Here is a 16,854-nt window from a genome sequence, read left to right as displayed (position 1 = left end):
GTCTTACCGTGGTCAACGTGACCAATCGTACCGATGTTAACATGCGGTTTAGAACGATCAAACTTTTCCTTTGCCATGATGGCCTCCTTGATTTTTCCAGGGGCGCCGACAGCCTCGGCGCCCAATTTCGCTTAGGCGTATTTTGCCTGAATTTCTTCGCTGATGTTCGACGGCACCGGATCATAATGCGAGAATTGCATCGTGAACTGGGCCCGGCCCGAGGACATCGAGCGCAGCGTGTTGATGTAGCCAAACATATTGGCCAGCGGCACGTTTGCGTCGATTGCAATCGCGTTGCCTCGGGGCTCCTGGCCCGACACCTGACCGCGACGGCTGGTGAGGTCACCGATGATGCCACCGGTATATTCTTCCGGCGTGATCACTTCGACTTTCATGATCGGTTCCAGCAGCTTCGCACCAGCCTTTTTCAGACCTTCGCGCATGCACATCCGCGCCGCGAGTTCAAACGCCATGACGGAAGAGTCAACATCGTGGAATTTACCGTCGATCAGAGCGACCTTGAAGTCGATCACGGGGAAGCCAGCCAGCGGGCCGCTATCCATGACGGACATGATGCCTTTTTCAACGCCCGGAATGTATTCCTTGGGCACCGACCCACCAACGATGCGGCTTTCAAACGAATAACCTTCGCCCGCTTCGGTCGGCGAGATGATCATCTTGACCTCGGCGAACTGACCTGACCCACCAGACTGTTTCTTGTGGGTGTAGGTATGCTCGATCTCATGGCCAATGGTCTCACGGTAGGCCACCTGCGGTGCACCGATGTTGGCCTCGACTTTAAATTCGCGCTTGAGACGATCAACCAGAATATCAAGGTGAAGTTCGCCCATGCCCTTCATGATGGTCTGACCGCTTTCGATGTCAGTTTCCACACGGAAGGACGGGTCCTCGGCTGCCAAACGGGCCAGACCTTGCGACATTTTTTCCTGGTCGTTCTTGGTTTTCGGCTCAACCGCGATCTCGATCACCGGATCGGGGAAAGTCATGGTTTCCAGAACCACCGGATCGTTGACCGCACAGATCGTGTCACCGGTTGTTGTGTCTTTCAGACCCGCCAGCGCGATGATGTCGCCCGCAAACGCTTCGGTGATTTCCTCGCGATTGTTCGAGTGCATCATCATCATCCGGCCAACGCGTTCTTTCTTACCCTTGGTCGAGTTCAGCAGCGTATCGCCCTTGTTCAGGGTGCCCGAGTAAACGCGTGTAAAAGTCAGCGAACCCACGAAGGGGTCGTTCATGATTTTGAACGCCAGCGCCGAGAACGCCATGTTATCATCCGCACGGCGGGCAATGTTACGGGTCTCTTCTTCGTCACCGGGTTTGAAGCCCATGTAATCAACAACGTCCAGCGGGCTGGGCAAATAATCGATCACGGCGTTCAGCAAAGGTTGTACACCTTTGTTTTTAAAGGCGGAACCACCCAGAACCGGCACGAAGGACAGCGACAGACAGCCTTTACGCAGCAGGCTACGCAGGGTCGGCACGTCGGGCTCGTTGCCTTCGAGGTATTCCATCATCGCGTCGTCGTCCATTTCGACGGCTGCTTCGATCATCTTGCCGCGCCATTCGTCGGCCATGTCTTTCAGGCCGTCACGGATCGGCGCCTTGACCCAGGACGCGCCCAGATCTTCACCTTGCCACAGCCATTCTTCCATGGTCACGAGATCGATCAGACCTTCCAGCTCGGTCTCGGCTCCGATCGGGATGCCGACGGGCACAGCCGTGGCGCCGGTACGGTCTTCGATCATCCGCACGCAGTTGAAGAAATCCGCACCGATCTTGTCCATCTTATTGACGAAGACCATCCGCGGCACCTTGTAACGGTCAGCCTGACGCCAAACGGTTTCAGTCTGCGGCTCAACACCGGCATTAGCGTCGAGAACACAGACCGCACCATCGAGAACCGCCAGCGAACGCTCGACCTCGATGGTAAAGTCCACGTGGCCGGGGGTGTCGATGATGTTCAGGCGATGCTTGGGGGTATCGGCGGTCTGGCCGTCTTCGGTGCGTTCCCAGAAAGTGGTTGTCGCAGCCGAGGTGATGGTGATGCCGCGCTCCTGCTCCTGCTCCATCCAGTCCATGGTGGCCGCACCATCGTGCACCTCACCGATATTGTGGGATTTGCCGGTGTAGTACAGGATACGTTCCGAGCAGGTGGTCTTACCTGCATCGATGTGCGCCATGATACCGAAGTTGCGGTATAGATCGAGCGGATATTCGCGTGCCATAGGTCTCTTGCCTCTGAATGTTTACCAGCGGTAATGGCTGAAGGCTTTGTTCGCCTCGGCCATCTTGTGGGTATCTTCACGTTTCTTAACGGCGGAACCGCGCGATTGGACCGCATCCATCAGTTCACCGGCCAGACGCTCTTCCATCGTGTTTTCGTTGCGACCGCGGCTGGCATTGATCAACCAGCGGATTGCCAACGCCTGACGGCGCTCGGGGCGCACTTCGACCGGCACCTGATAGGTGGCACCACCCACCCGGCGCGAACGAACTTCAACACTGGGCTGAATGTTGTCGAGCGCTTCGTGGAACACTTCCAGCGGGGCGCGCTTGATTTTGTCCTCGACGCGATCCAGCGCGTTGTAGACGATTTTCTCCGCGACCGATTTCTTGCCATCGATCATCAGGTTATTCATAAATTTGGTCAGAACCAGATCGCCGAACTTGGCGTCGGGCAGGACTTCGCGTTTTTCAGCGGCGTGACGACGTGACATCTCGCTCTCTCCTTACTTAGGACGCTTGGCGCCGTATTTCGAACGGCGTTGCTTACGGTCTTTGACGCCCTGGGTATCCAGAACACCGCGAAGAATGTGATAGCGCACACCCGGAAGGTCTTTGACCCGGCCACCCCGGATCAGAACGACCGAGTGTTCCTGCAGGTTGTGGCTTTCGCCGGGGATGTAGCTGATCACCTCGAAGCCATTGGTCAGGCGCACCTTGGCGACCTTCCGCATGGCCGAGTTCGGCTTCTTCGGTGTGGTGGTGTAAACGCGCGTACAAACGCCACGTTTCTGCGGGCACCCTTGCAGGTGCTGCGACTTCTGCGTTCTTACTTTCGGCTGCCGCGGTTTGCGGATCAGCTGTTGGATCGTTGGCATTCCGGTTCTTCCCCGTCTCTCAACACATGTGTCTGCATGGGAACCCATGCGGTTAAATCTCACTCGCCTCACGCGTCCGCAAAGCGAAATGACCGCAATCGTTCCCATTCCGAGGCGAACGACGCGGCTGGCTATTCAGAGGATCGGGGCGCATAAACCAGCCCGGATCTTGACCACTTCAGTTTTGATATCAGCTGCCGGGGCGACCCCCTTGGCTGGATGGGGCGCGTATAGGGGGAGTCGTTTGGGTTGTCAACAGCGCCAGAAGGGCGTCACGAGGTATTGCCTGACCGACCTCCTACCCCGCCAAAAACGCACATGTCGCACTAAGTGCCCAATGGCAATCACGGCATTTCCTATATCCGACAATAAAGCGATATCGGATGTCTGGTGTGAGCCCATACCTACAGGCGTCAGACGGTTCATTTTTGACTGGACTGATTTTGAAGAGCGAGTAGGTTTTCTAATCGATCACCAATTCGGAGCAAGCATTTGGGATTTAACTGGACGCCGGGCGTGGGCCCTTGCGAGACAACTCTTGCTTCAATGCGCAAAGCAGCGCCGCAACCAGACATTCTGATGGGTGAAGCTTGGTTTATGGGTGAAACACGAAAGATGTACACCGAGCTAAGCGGTAATTTTGAGACCGTATCAACTGAATATTTGCAGGAAGTGCTACGAGAAATCGCAGGCGGCGCGAGCGCCTTCGGCCTTCATGAAGAATGGGAGGCTTGGTTACGCTATCTGTTGCCGAGAGTTGTGCCGCGATGCCACGAACGCTTTGTAGATTGGCTGTTCGAAAGCCTGTGTAGCGCCTTTTTGCAAGTTGATCTTGCGACCAATCACATGGGTCGAAATGCGTATGACGGCGGTGAAGTTCTTAGCACACTTGGGCACGTCATAATGGCCGAAAATCGATGGAAGGACGGTAAGATAGTCGTTGGTAACACTCTTCATCCGTCGAACAATAACCCCGCGAAATGGTGGGGTTGGGCGAATGTGAGCGGCGACCTTGCCGCTTCGCTTCTAGTCTGTCTTCGCTTGGTCGAGGACAAGGAACTCCAAGGCTGGGTGGATTCGATTTTTTCAATCGGATGCCCGTACTGGCGTGCACAGTTACTGACTTGGCATGTTGGAGCGCGTCCCTTGCTGAACGAACGAATCCAATTCCCCAGTCAATTTGATGAATGGACCGCAAACCGCAATAATAAGAACCCAAGTATAGGATGGAGTGACTCTCATGTCGTAGGCAGAATGCAAGGCGACACAATCGTAGCCGAGGCTGTTTTTCCTCAAGGCCGAGTTTCAAAATTCAAGAGCGCTTTTGAAGCTCATTTGGAAAATGCCGACCTTAGCAAATGGAAAGAAGAAATTTTGGAAGTACCCGAGCTTCGATCAGAAGTAGGTCGCTTGATTAAAAATTTTGAAATCAACTAATGTCCGCTTAGTCCGCATTGCCGACGTTGGAGTAGATATGCTTGATGCATAGATCGAAAATGCCTGACACCCATGCAGGTTTACCGGCCTTCCGACACCTTACAGGATGAACCGGGCAAGGTGTTCGGCACTGCGCCGGGATCAACCCGGTTCTTGCATTTGGATGCTGCGCGCGCCGCCGAGGCAGCGCCAACGTCTCATTCCGTCGCGCGCTCCGCCTCGATTTTACGCCACTCGGCGACATTCTTGTTGTGCTCTTCCAGCGTCCGGGCAAAGGCATGTCCGCCGGTACCATCGGCCACAAAGAAGATGAAATCCGTATCCTCGGGGTTGACTGCCGCCTCAAGGCTGGCGCGACCCGGATTGGCAATGGGTGTGGGCGGCAAGCCGTCGATCACATAGGTGTTCCAGTCGGTCCGCTTGCGCAGCTCACTTTGCCGCAGGCCCCGGCCCAGAACCCCCTTCCCTTCGGTGACGCCGTAAATCACCGTCGGGTCGGTTTGCAGTTTCATCCCTTGCTCAAGCCGGTTGGTAAAGACGCTGGCCACCTGCCCGCGCTCTTCCGGCAGGCCGGTTTCCTTTTCGATGATCGAGGCCAGGATCAACGCCTCGTAGGGGTCTTTCAGCGGAATGCCCTCGGCCCGGTTTTCCCAGGTTTCGGCCAAACGCAGATCCTGCTCTGCGTCCATTCTTTCGAGTACGCCAGCCACGGTATCACCCGCGCTGACCTCGTAGCTGTCCGGTGCAAGGCTGCCCTCGGGCGGCAGCTTGTCCGCCGCACCTTCCAGCAGGTCAATCTGACCAAGGGCGTTCACGATCTGCCAGCTTGTCACGCCCTCGGCGATGGCAATTCGGTAGCGGGTGTCTGCCTCTTCACGGACCTTGGCATAGATCTCCGGGCGTTCCTCGGCGGCCAGATCGAACTCGGCGCGTTCGACATAAGCGTCGGTCGCCGGATCAAGCTCGCGCACCCGGGCCTCGGACCGCGTGACCCCGATGCGATAGACCACCTCGGTGCCACAGGTGCTGGCCCCGCCGCGGGTAACGATATCGACGATCTCCTGCATGCTGGCACCTTCGGGCACCAGCCAGCTTCCGGCTTTCAGGCGGCTGTTCTTGCCGGAATATTCTGCTCCGACCCGGTAGATGGATCCATTCGAGATCGCACCGGCATCTTCAAGTTGCCGTGATACGCCGCGCATGTTCGACCCGGGTTTGACCTGCAGGCAGATACGTTCCGTCAGAGGGCCTTCGGACGTATATTCATTCTGACCCCACAGCACGACCCCGCCCAGCAGGAAGACCAGAACAACGAGGAAGGTGATTGCGTTCGAAGCGATGTGCCGCCACATCAGCCGACTTTCCCGAAACAGACCGAGGCATTGGTGCCACCGAAGCCGAAACTGTTCGACAGAGCCACGTTGATCTCGCGCTCGCGCTTGGCCTTCGGAGCCAGATCGAGCGGGGTATCGACCGCCGGGTTGTCAAGGTTGATCGTCGGTGGCGCCACCTGATCGCGGATCGCGAGGATGGAGAAAATCGCCTCAATCGCGCCCGCAGCACCCAGCAGGTGCCCTGTGGCGGATTTGGTCGATGACATGGTAGCCTTACTTGCCGCATCGCCCATCAGTCTTTCGACCGCCTTCAGCTCGATCGTGTCGGCCATGGTCGAAGTGCCGTGGGCGTTGATGTAATCCACATCCTTCGGTTCGACGCCCGCGTGCTTGAGGGCCGAGACCATGGCGCGATAGCCACCATCGCCATCTTCCGACGGCGCGGTGATATGATAGGCGTCGCCGGAAAGGCCATAGCCCAGCACCTCGGCATAGATCTTGGCGCCGCGCGCCTTGGCGTGTTCGTAGTCTTCCAGCACGACGATGCCCGCGCCCTCGCCCATGACGAACCCGTCACGGTCCTCGTCGTAGGGGCGGCTGGCGGCTTTCGGATCGTCGGCGCGTTTGGTGCTGAGCGCCTTGCAGGCGTTGAACCCGGCAATGCCGATTTCGCAGATCGCGGCCTCGGCGCCGCCCGCGATCATCACATCGGCATCACCAAACATGATCAGCCGCGCCGCATCGCCGATTGCGTGGGCGCCGGTCGAACAGGCGGTCACTACCGAATGGTTCGGGCCCTTGAAGCCGTAGCGGATACCCACCTGGCCGCTGATCAGGTTGATCAGCGCACCGGGGATGAAGAACGGTGACACCCGGCGCACGCCCTTGTCTCGGATGATCAGCGTTGTCTCCTCGATCGAGCGCAGCCCGCCAATGCCGGAACCGATCAGCACACCGGTGCGCTGGCGGCTTTCTTCGTCCTCGGGTATCCAGCCCGCATCCTCGACCGCCTGCTGCGCGGCGGCGATGCCGTAGCAGATGAAATCATCGACCTTGCGGCGCTCTTTCGGCTCCATATAGGTGTCGGTGTTGAACGTGCCGTTGCTGCCATCGCCCAGCGGGACTTCGCAAGCATAGGATGTCGCCACGTTCGAGGCGTCAAACCGCGTGATCGGACCCGCGCCGGATTGACCGTCCAACAGACGTTTCCAGCTTTCCTCAACCCCATCCGCAAGGGGGGTAACCAGTCCAAGACCGGTGACAACGACACGCCGCATAATGCTGCCCTTTCTCGTAATTCAATGGCTGCTCATACCTTGTCTTATATGGGAGGGGCAAGTCCATCACGAGAGGGAAACCGGGCCGTTTTGGCGGCCCGGTCACCCGGGATGATGCTCAGTCTACTGGAATTCAGCTACGCGCTCGGGCTCTGGTCGCGCGATCAGCAGGGCTTCGGCAAGATCGACGTCTTTGGACAGAAGTGCCCGACCGATCAGCGAGCCTGCGATGTTGTAGACATATTTCAGCCGTGCAACGTCATCCGCGGTGCGAATCGTGCCGCGTGCGATCACCGGGTGGCGGGTTTTTGCCGCCAGGCCGGAAATTACGCCGATCCGGCCATCCTGATCCTCAATATCTGCATCGATATCGGTGACGATGATGCCCGCAAGCGGTGCCGCATCGAAGGCCGCGACGAATGTTTCGGGCTCAAGCGCGCTGTATTTCTGCCAGCCTTCGGTCATCACATGGCCCTGGAACATATCCACCGCCAGCACGATCTGATCGGGATGGCGGTTTGCCAGCTGAGTCACCCAGTCGGGTTCATGTGCGGCCATCGTGCCCACCACGACACGCCCCGCGCCCTTTCCGATCCAGTGTTCGACGCGCTCACGCGAACGAAAGCCGCCGCCCAACTGCACCGGAATACCTGCGGCGCGAATGATCTCTTCGATCAACTCGTCATTGTTGCCGTCTCCGCCCAGGGCATTCATGTCGGTGACATGCATCCATTCGGCGCCGGCTGCCGCAAATTGCCGCGCGGTCTCCAGCGGGTCGACATGCCAGATCACTGGCTCATCGAGGCGACCCCGTTTCAGGGAGACGCATTTACCATTCAGAAGTTCCAAAGTGGGATAGATGATCATTGTCGTGATCCTCAGAATCAATCTCCCTGATATTGTATCAGGACGAGATAGCTATGTAGTCTAAACCTGATTCTCGATATCTCCAAATCGGCATGTTTAGGCCCATTCGCGGCCTTAGCCGGGTGCGGCGGTCAAAAACCAACACGTAATGGCGCATCGACTGACCCCGTGTTTCGCCATAGTAAAATGGCCCCGAAACGCCACGAAACGACCACCATTTAGCGTGCAGCTAGGCGTACCGGCACCGATCCTTAATCAACGACGACCAGGTCAATATCCTTGGCTTCAAGCATTTGGGTGATTGCGTCGGGTGGCTGAGCATCTGTGTAGAATACGTCGAACTGCGTGTCGCTTCCGATAGACACGGGCGCACGTTTGTTGAACTTATCCTTGTCGGCCACCACGATCCGCACCTGCGCATTTGCCGCGGCAACGCGCGCCAAATTCGCTTCCTCCAGATCATGCAGCATAAACCCCAGCTCTGCATTCACCGCGCCGACGGAAAAAACCGCGAACTGAACGTTTAGCCGCTGCACCAAATCCAGCGCCTCGGCGCCAAAGGCACCGCCATCATGGGCGCGCAATTCCCCACCGGCCAGAAAAACCCTGTTGCCGTTCCGTGTGGTCAGCGTATTCGCGACAAAAGCGGAATTGGTCACCACAAAGAGATTACTGCGCTGCTTCAGCTCCATTGCGACATAGGCGGTTGTCGAGCCGATATCCAGAAACACGGAATCGCCGTCGCCGATGTTTTCAGCCACCGCCGACGCTAACCGCGCCTTTTCATGTGCGTGGGTTGAAATGCGACTTTGAAACGGCTCTTCACCGATATCTTCAATCAGATGAACGCCGCCATGCACCTTGCGCACGATCTTGCTTTCTTCGAGCGTGCGAATGTTGCGCCGGATGGTTTCGTTCGACACAGTCAGTTGCTTGGCCAGATAGCTGACCCGGCAAGACCCCCCCGCTTTCTGAAGCTCTCTGAGGATTTCTTCTTCGCGTTGGTTCGTGGTTCTGCGCGACTGGATCATGGTGCCTCCTATCTCAGAGCTACCGTCAAAAGCCACAAAAAACAACATCGCACACGTTTTTGATCCGGATTTCCAATTTTTCAAGCAAAAATCGAGCGTTTTTGTGGTTTATATTGACTAAAGCCAAGCTTTAACGCAAATTTTTAAATGCAATTAGCAGATAAACACAAAAAACCACATCGCCGGGAGATAAAAGATGCAAAAAATCAAAACCTTGGGCGCGTTGACCGCCTTTACATTTGCAACGTCAGCGGCCTGGGCCGCCGATTCGACAGACCCGATCAAATTGACCCTGCATGACTGGTCGGGGCAGCTTATCAACACCAAGATCATGGGCAGTATCCTTGAAGAAGCGGGATACAATGTTGAATATGTCCAGGCAGATTATATTGCCCAGTTTGCCGGCCTCAAGACCGGTGATCTGCATCTGGCGATGGAAATCTGGGAAACCACAGGTCGCGAGGCGCTGGACGAGGCCACCGCCACCGGCAATGTCGTCAATGTCGGCGAAACCGGCCTGCAGGCGATCGAGGAGTGGTGGTATCCGCTTTATATGAAAGAGCGTTGCCCGGGCCTGCCAAACTGGGAAGCGCTGAAGGACTGCGCCGAGGAATTCGCTACCGCAGAGACCGCACCGAACGGGCGGTATGTGGGTGGACCGGTGACTTGGGGCGGGTTTGACGATGAACGTGTCGAGGCGCTGGAACTGGATTTCGAGGTGGTGCACGCGGGCACGGATGCGGCGCTTTTTGCCGAGCTTGAATCAGCTTATCAGCGGCAGGATCCGGTCATTCTCTGGGTCTATGTACCGCATTGGGCGCCAGCGAAATACGAAGGTGAATTCGTTGAGTTCCCACCGTTTACCGCCGAGTGCTATTCTGACCCCTCGGTCGGCGTGAACCCCGATCTGGCCTATGATTGCGGCAAGCCGCGTGGCCCGATCTGGAAGGCAGCGTGGGCTGGTCTGCAGGACAAATGGCCTGGTGCGTATAGCGTCATCGAAGCCTACACGCTGACCAACGAGGAAATGAGCGCTATGGTCGGCGAGGCCGATCTGAACGGTGTCGAGGTCGATACGGTCGTGGCCAACTGGATGGATGCGAACAAGGACCGCTGGTCTGGCTGGATCAACCAGTAGTTCGATCTGGCCGGGGTTGCCAAGCGATCTCTCCCCGACCCCGGCCAAATATTTTCATGCTATCAGTAAACCTGCCCCGATTTGCTGGCTGGCCTGGAGACCTTCATGACGCCCAACATCAAACTGTCATGCCGGAACGTGTGGAAGCTCTATGGCGCTGACCCCGACCGGTTCTTGCGAAGTAACCCCGCCCCCTCGACGGATGACATTCGCAAGGCAGGCATCATCGGGGCCGTGCGCAACGCCAGTATCGATATCGCCGAGGGTGAGATTTTCGTCATCATGGGCCTTTCGGGATCGGGCAAATCCACACTGGTGCGCTGTCTGTCTCGGCTGATCGAACCCACCGGCGGTGAGGTGCTTTTTGACGGCGTCGATCTGCTCAGCGCCAGCGATGCCGAGATGATCGAGATCCGCCGCCACAAGCTGGGCATGGTATTCCAGCATTTTGCTCTCTTGCCGCATCTGACCGTATTGCAAAACGTGGTGTTCCCACTGACGGTTCAAGCTGCCCAAAAAAACGAAGCTCTCACCAAGGCCCGTGAAGTAGTCGACCTCGTCGGCCTCCGGGGTCGCGAGGATTACTATCCGCGCGAGCTTTCCGGCGGCCAGCAACAGCGCGTCGGCATCGCCCGCTCGCTGGTGGCCGAACCTGATCTCTGGTTTCTGGACGAGCCATTCTCGGCGCTCGACCCGCTCATTCGCCGCGAGATGCAGGATGAGTTTTTGAGCCTTCAGGCGCGTTTGCACAAAACGATCGTCTTCATCACCCATGACTTTGACGAGGCCGTGCGACTGGCCGATCGCATCGCCATCATGAAGGACGGCGAGATCATCCAGATCGCCACGCCGGAAGAACTAGTGGTGAACCCGGCCACCGACTACGTCGAGGAATTCACCCGCCACATCCCGCGCTCCAAGGTGCTGACCGCAGGCGGGCTGATGACCAGAGGCGGCAGCGGCAGCGGTGAGCCCGTCCCACAATCTGCCCGCATCTCGGATATTGCTGAGCGTATCATTGTTGCTGACAGCCCCGTACCCGTCACCGATATCGACGGGCAAATCGTCGGCTCAATCGACCGGCTCGCGGTTGCGAAAGTTCTCTTCGGTGAGGGGGCGGGCGAATGATGATCGACAATCGCAATCAGCTGGCCCTTATCTGCACGCTGATCGTTGTCACCATCCTGCTCGGCCAGTACGGGCGCGACCTGTCCAAGGCTCTGGACGCGCGCTGGCTGATCAAGTTCCCCTCGGCATGGCTTATCCCGTTCAAAACCTACATCTCGACGGCGATGAAATGGCTGGTCGAAGAGGCGGCCATTGGCCCGCTTTCGTTCACTGATGTCACCCGTGCCATCGCCTGGCTGATTGAACAACCCTATCAATTCGTCCTGTCGTTGCTGGCCGAAGGTTTCAGCGTCGGTCAGGGCAAAGAGGCCAGCACGGTGCTGCCCGCGATAAGCTGGATTGCGGTCACCGCAGCGGTGATTGCCCTTGGTCAGTATTGCCGCGACTGGGCCTTGGCCGCGCTGGTCGGGGCCTGTTTTCTCTATCTGGCGATTTTCGGCCAGTGGGACAGCGCGATGGTCACGCTCGCCTCGGTCCTCATTGCCGTACCAATCGGTGCTGGTGGCGGTCTGTTGGTTGGAATCTGGGCCTATCGCCATCCGCTTGGTGAGCGTGTCCTGTCGCCCGTTCTCGACCTGATGCAGACAATCCCGATCTTTGCCTATCTCGTGCCCATCCTCTTCATGTTTGGTTTTGGCCCGGTCTCGGCACTGGTCGCCACGATCATCTATGCCACGCCGCCGATGGTGCGCGTGACGATTCTGGCGCTGAAGTCGGTAGACCCCGAACTGGTGGATTTCGGCCGCATGGTCGGCTCGACCCCGCGCCAGCTGATGTGGCGCGTGCTGGTCCCGTCGGCCTCGCACAGCCTGATGGTTGGGGTCAATCAGGTGATCATGCTGACGCTGAATATGGTGATCATCGCCTCGATGATCGGCGCCGGGGGTCTGGGTTTTGACGTGCTGGCCGCGCTGCGCCGTCTCGATATCGGCGCCGGGTTAGAGGCCGGTATCGCGATCGTGGTTCTGGCCATCGCCGTCGATCGGCTGAGCCAGGCCTTCGCAGAGCGGATGGGCCAGGTCCACCATTCGAAACAGGATGCCAGCTGGGCCTCGCGCCACCGGCGCACGGTTCTGGTGCTTGTCCTTCTTAGTGCGACATGGCTGCTGGGCCGTTTTTCACCGCTGTTTCTGGAATATCCCGAGACCCAGACCATCACCACCGGCGATTTCTGGGACAATACAGTGAAGTATTTGAACGTGAACTATTTCGACACGTTCGAAGCGATCAAAGTCTTTTTCCTGCACTACTTCCTGCTGCCGATCAAGAAAACCCTGCTGGGCATTCCCTGGCCCTGGGCCATCGCCATGCTGACCCTGCTGGGCTGGCGTGCCGGCGGTATCAGGCTGGCACTCCTGTGTGGCGCCCTGTCCGGTCTGATCGTGGTCACGGGACTTTGGGCCAAGGCGATGGTGACGGTCTACCTCTGCGGTGCCTCGGTTATACTGGCCACGCTCATCGGTGTGCCTCTGGGCGTATTGGCAGCGCTAAACAAACGCGCAGGCGTTGCGATCGGCGTTTTTATCGACACGCTGCAAACCCTGCCCAGCTTTGTCTACCTGATCCCCGTGGTCATGCTGTTCCGGGTGGGTGATTTCACCGCGTTGATCGCCATCGTGCTATATGCGCTTGCACCGGCGGTGCGCTACGCTGCCCACGGCATTCGCAATGTCAGTGAAGACCTGATCGAAGCAGGGATTGTCTCGGGCTGCACACCCCGACAGCTTCTGCGCCTCGTGCGCCTGCCGCTGGCCCTGCCCGAGATCCTGCTGGGCATCAACCAGACCATCATGCTGGCCCTGTCGATGCTGGTGATCACCGCCCTCGTCGGCACCCGTGATCTGGGTCAGGAGGTTTATATTGCCCTGACCAAGGCCGATACGGGCCGCGGCCTGGTGGCGGGACTTGCAATCGCCTTTATCGCCATCATCGCCGACCGGCTGGTCAACGCCGGGGCCCGCAAAGCCCGTATCCGCTATGGACTGGAGAGCTGAGACATGACCCATCCCGATTTCCGCACCCTTCCGATCTGGCATGGAGAGATCACCGCCGAGCCTTTGACCGGAGGGATCACCAACGTGAACTATCTGGTGAGCGATGATACCGGCAAATATGTTGTCCGGGTGGGTGATGATATCCCCCTGCATCAGGTGATGCGCTTCAATGAGTTAGCCGCCAGCCGAGCCGCCCATGCCGCCGGGCTGTCGCCAAAGGTTGTCCATGCCGAGAGCGGCATCACCGTTCTGGACTACATTGAAAGCCGCACCCTGACTGAGGAAGACGTGCGAGCACCCGATATGCTGCCGCGTGTGCTGGAACTGGTGACGCGGTGCCACCGCGAGGTACCAAAACACCTGCGCGGGCCAAGCTTGGTGTTCTGGGTGTTCCATGTGATCCGTGATTACGCCACCAGCCTGCTGGAGCGAGAGAGCAGTCACGCCCTGGTGATTCCGGAGCTGGTCGGCATCGGCAATGAGCTGGAACGGGCGGCAGGGCCGTTTGACATGGTCTTTGGTCATAATGATCTGCTCTGCGGTAATTTTCTCGATGATGGCAGCCGCCTCTGGCTGATCGATTTCGACTATGCCGGTTTCAACAGCCCGCTCTTCGATCTGGGTGGGCTGGCGTCGAACAATGGTCTCAGCGAAGCGCAGGAAAACTGGATGTTAGAGACATATTTCGAGGTGCCGATCACCGACCACCTACGGCACCGCTATTCGGCGATGAAATGCGCGTCTCTTCTAAGGGAAACGATGTGGAGCATGGTTTCGGAAATCACCTCGGAGATCGATTTCGATTACGCGGCTTACACGGCAGAGAACCTCGCGCTGTTTCGCACGGCATTTGACGACTTCAAGAAAAGCTGAGGCTTATCATGGCAACTCTCCCCTCAACCGCCAAGGCGGTCATCATCGGCGGCGGCATCATTGGCTGCTCGACCGCCTATCATCTGGCCAAGCTGGGCTGGACTGATACGGTTTTGCTGGAACGCAAGAAGCTGACAAGCGGTACGACCTTCCACGCGGCAGGCCTGGTGGGGCAGTTACGATCGAACGCCAATATCACCCAGTTGCTGGGCTATTCCGTTGATCTTTACAACAAGATCGAAGAGGAAACCGGCCTTGGCACCGGCTGGAAGATGAATGGGGGGTTGCGCCTGGCCTGCAATCAGGAACGCTGGACCGAGGTCAAGCGTCAGGCCACCACCGCGCATAGTTTCGGGCTGGAGATGGAGCTTCTGACCCCGCAGGAGGCGCTGGATCTGTGGCCGCTGATGGATGCCTCCGATCTGGTGGGCGCGGCCTTTATGCCCACCGACGGCCAAGCCAATCCGTCGGATATCACCCAGGCTTTAGCAAAGGGCGCACGCATGGCCGGGGCCTCCATCTTCGAGGACACCAAAGTGACCGATCTTGAGGTCGAGGATGGTAAGGTCCGTGCGGTAATCACCGAGCGGGGCCGGATCGAATGCGAAAAGGTTATTGTCTGCGCCGGACAATGGACGCGGAGCTTTGCCAAACGGTTTGGCGTCAACGTGCCGCTGGTGTCGATGGAACACCAGTACATGGTCACCGAACCGATGAACGTACCCGGCAACCTGCCAACGCTGCGCGATCCGGACCGGCTGTGTTACTACAAAGAAGAGGTCGGCGGGCTGGTCATGGGCGGGTATGAGCCGAACCCGATCCCCTGGGCCGCGGATGGCATCCCCGAGGGTTTCCACTACACCCTGCTCGACAGCAATTTCGACCATTTCGAACAGATCATGGAGCAGGCTCTTGGGCGCGTGCCGGGATTGCAGACCGCGGGCATCAAGACCCTTACCAATGGCCCCGAAAGCTTTACCCCTGATGGTAACTTCATCATCGGCGAAGCCCCCGAGCTGCGGAATTTCTTCGTCGGTGCTGGCTTCAATGCATTCGGCATCGCCTCGGGCGGCGGCGCGGGCATGGCGCTGGCTGAATGGGCAAGCAAGGGCGAGCCACCGTTTGATCTGTGGTCCGCCGATATCCGCCGCTTTGGCCGCCCACATTTCGACACCGATTGGGTTCGCACCCGCACGGTCGAGGCCTATGGCAAGCACTACACCATGGCGTGGCCGTACGAGGAACATGACAGCGGCCGCCCCTGTCGCAAATCCCCGCTTTACGACACGCTCAAGGCGCAAGGTGCGTGTTTCGGCGAAAAGCTGGGCTGGGAACGCCCCAACTGGTTTGCCGATACCAGTCTGGGTGAGACCCCGAAAGACGTCTACAGCTTTGGTCGCCAGAACTGGTTTGCCGCCAATGCGCGCGAACACCGGGCCGCGCGTGAGGCCGCAATCCTGATTGATCAAACCTCCTTCGCCAAGTTCACGCTGAAAGGTTCTGATGCGCTCTCGGCCCTGAACTGGATCTGCGCGGGCAACGTTGACAAACCCGTGGGCAGCCTGACCTACACCCAGCTGTTGAACGATCATGGCGGGATCGAATGCGATCTGACCATCGGACGCGTCGCGCATGATGAATTCTACATCGTCACCGGCACCGGCTTTGCCACCCACGACTTTGACTGGATCAGCCGCAACATCCCTCGGGGCATGAATTGCCAGCTCTTCGATGTCACTTCCTCGTACGCGGTGCTGTCGTTGATGGGGCCGGAGGCGCGCAATATCCTGCAACAAGTCACCCGCGACGATGTGTCGAATGACGCCTTTAAATTCGGCACCATCCGCACCATCGGCATCGCTGGTTGCCCGGTTCAGGCGCTCAGGATCACCTATGTGGGCGAGCTCGGCTGGGAGCTGCACCTGCCGGTCGAATACGCGCAAACGGTCTATGCCGCGTTGATGCAAGCGGGCGCGGATCACGGGTTGATCAACGCCGGATACCGCACGATTGAATCGTTACGGCTCGAAAAAGGCTATCGCGCCTGGGGATCGGATATCGGCCCGGATCATACACCTTTCGAGGCGGGGCTGGGCTGGGCCGTCAAATTGAACCGAAACCTGGATTTCAAAGGCCGGGCAGCGGTCGAAGCGCAAAGGTCAGGCGGTGTCAAAAAGATGCTTGCCGGCTTTATAGTTGACCCTGATACCGTCCTGCTGGGTCGCGAAACCATCTATCGCAACGGCAAGCGCGTCGGCTGGTTAAGCTCTGGCGGGTTCGGCCATACGGTCGGCAAATCCATCGGCCTAGGCTATATCCGCGATCCCGGTGGTGTCACCGAAGAATTCATATTGTCAGGCAGTTACGAGCTGGAAGTCGCAACCGAACGGGTGCGGACGCAGGTTCACATGACGCCGCTATATGATCCGGAGATGTTGCGCGTCAAAGCCTGAGGCCAACCGCAGACAGCATTCACCTTCAAGGGTGTCGAAGCCTTCGGCAAATGCCATAGAAATACACACCAAGCCAACGAAGGCACCCGCCGTGATAAGACGCTCTGGTTTTCACCCAACAATGAGTACAAAACGCACGTAACGACCGATTGAGAGCAGGAGTTCATTTCCAATGCTCCTTCGCCATCTGCGGTCAG

The 16,854-nt window shown here is 58.2% G+C and carries 13 protein-coding genes; 6 read left to right on the top strand and 7 right to left on the bottom strand.

Going from position 1 to position 16,854, the window contains the following annotated elements; translation table 11 throughout:
• Nucleotides 1-131 precede the first annotated feature (131 nt).
• Genes fusA through rpsL form a run of 3 tightly spaced genes read right to left on the bottom strand, consistent with a single transcriptional unit; the run spans nt 132 to nt 3,125 of the window.
• Nucleotides 132-2,249 (bottom strand): elongation factor G, encoded by a 2,118-nt coding sequence (gene fusA, locus LC334_RS11940; RefSeq protein WP_085800766.1) that lies wholly within the window; start codon nt 2,247-2,249, stop codon nt 132-134.
• A gap of 21 nt (nt 2,250-2,270) precedes the next feature.
• Nucleotides 2,271-2,741: a 30S ribosomal protein S7 gene (rpsG, locus tag LC334_RS11935; RefSeq protein WP_085800765.1), complete on the bottom strand. Its 471-nt coding sequence runs from the start codon at nt 2,739-2,741 to the stop codon at nt 2,271-2,273.
• 12 nt (nt 2,742-2,753) lie between these two features.
• Nucleotides 2,754-3,125 (bottom strand): 30S ribosomal protein S12, encoded by a 372-nt coding sequence (gene rpsL, locus LC334_RS11930; protein WP_085800764.1) that lies wholly within the window; start codon nt 3,123-3,125, stop codon nt 2,754-2,756.
• A 546-nt stretch (nt 3,126-3,671) separates the two neighbouring features.
• Here rpsL and LC334_RS11925 point away from each other — a divergent pair.
• Nucleotides 3,672-4,562 carry a hypothetical protein gene (locus tag LC334_RS11925; protein WP_085800763.1) on the top strand — a complete coding sequence of 297 codons (891 nt, stop codon included), beginning with the start codon at nt 3,672-3,674 and terminating at the stop codon, nt 4,560-4,562.
• A 197-nt stretch (nt 4,563-4,759) separates the two neighbouring features.
• Here the strand turns inward: LC334_RS11925 and mltG are convergent, their stop codons facing one another.
• The 4 genes from mltG to LC334_RS11905 form a co-directional block, all read right to left on the bottom strand.
• Nucleotides 4,760-5,914 carry an endolytic transglycosylase MltG gene (gene mltG / locus LC334_RS11920; RefSeq protein ID WP_085800762.1) on the bottom strand — a complete coding sequence of 385 codons (1,155 nt, stop codon included), beginning with the start codon at nt 5,912-5,914 and terminating at the stop codon, nt 4,760-4,762.
• On the bottom strand, nt 5,914-7,173 hold the full coding sequence (gene fabF, locus LC334_RS11915) for a beta-ketoacyl-ACP synthase II (RefSeq protein WP_085800761.1): 1,260 nt from the start codon (nt 7,171-7,173) through the stop codon (nt 5,914-5,916). The genes mltG and fabF overlap by 1 nt, the downstream gene beginning before the upstream one ends.
• Nucleotides 7,174-7,296: 123 nt before the next feature.
• Nucleotides 7,297-8,040 (bottom strand): 1-(5-phosphoribosyl)-5-[(5-phosphoribosylamino)methylideneamino] imidazole-4-carboxamide isomerase, encoded by a 744-nt coding sequence (locus tag LC334_RS11910; protein ID WP_085800760.1) that lies wholly within the window; start codon nt 8,038-8,040, stop codon nt 7,297-7,299.
• Nucleotides 8,041-8,291: 251 nt separating this feature from the next.
• Nucleotides 8,292-9,071 (bottom strand): DeoR/GlpR family DNA-binding transcription regulator, encoded by a 780-nt coding sequence (locus LC334_RS11905; RefSeq protein WP_085800759.1) that lies wholly within the window; start codon nt 9,069-9,071, stop codon nt 8,292-8,294.
• Nucleotides 9,072-9,267: 196 nt separating this feature from the next.
• Here LC334_RS11905 and LC334_RS11900 point away from each other — a divergent pair, with 196 nt between their 5' ends.
• The 5 genes from LC334_RS11900 to LC334_RS11880 all read left to right on the top strand — a co-directional run bounded on the left by LC334_RS11900 (nt 9,268) and on the right by LC334_RS11880 (nt 16,657).
• Nucleotides 9,268-10,209: an ABC transporter substrate-binding protein gene (locus LC334_RS11900; protein WP_085800758.1), complete on the top strand. Its 942-nt coding sequence runs from the start codon at nt 9,268-9,270 to the stop codon at nt 10,207-10,209.
• Nucleotides 10,210-10,314: 105 nt separating this feature from the next.
• The gene (locus tag LC334_RS11895; RefSeq protein ID WP_085800786.1) at nt 10,315-11,337 is read left to right on the top strand and encodes a quaternary amine ABC transporter ATP-binding protein; all 1,023 of its coding nucleotides are present in this window, start codon (nt 10,315-10,317) and stop codon (nt 11,335-11,337) included.
• On the top strand, nt 11,334-13,331 hold the full coding sequence (locus tag LC334_RS11890; protein ID WP_085800757.1) for an ABC transporter permease: 1,998 nt from the start codon (nt 11,334-11,336) through the stop codon (nt 13,329-13,331). The genes LC334_RS11895 and LC334_RS11890 overlap by 4 nt, the downstream gene beginning before the upstream one ends.
• A 3-nt stretch (nt 13,332-13,334) precedes the next feature.
• Complete coding sequence (locus LC334_RS11885) at nt 13,335-14,204, top strand: phosphotransferase (protein WP_085800756.1); 870 nt, start codon at nt 13,335-13,337, stop codon at nt 14,202-14,204.
• A gap of 8 nt (nt 14,205-14,212) precedes the next feature.
• A complete protein-coding gene (locus LC334_RS11880) occupies nt 14,213-16,657 on the top strand; it encodes a GcvT family protein (RefSeq protein WP_085800755.1) in 2,445 nt (814 codons plus the stop codon).
• The last annotated feature ends 197 nt before the right edge of the window (nt 16,658-16,854 follow it).

Source organism: Roseovarius aestuarii (assembly GCF_019966515.1).
GTDB lineage: Bacteria > Pseudomonadota > Alphaproteobacteria > Rhodobacterales > Rhodobacteraceae > Roseovarius > Roseovarius aestuarii.
Note: the sequence above shows the minus strand (reverse complement) of the source record. Positions and strands in the feature narration are given on the sequence as shown.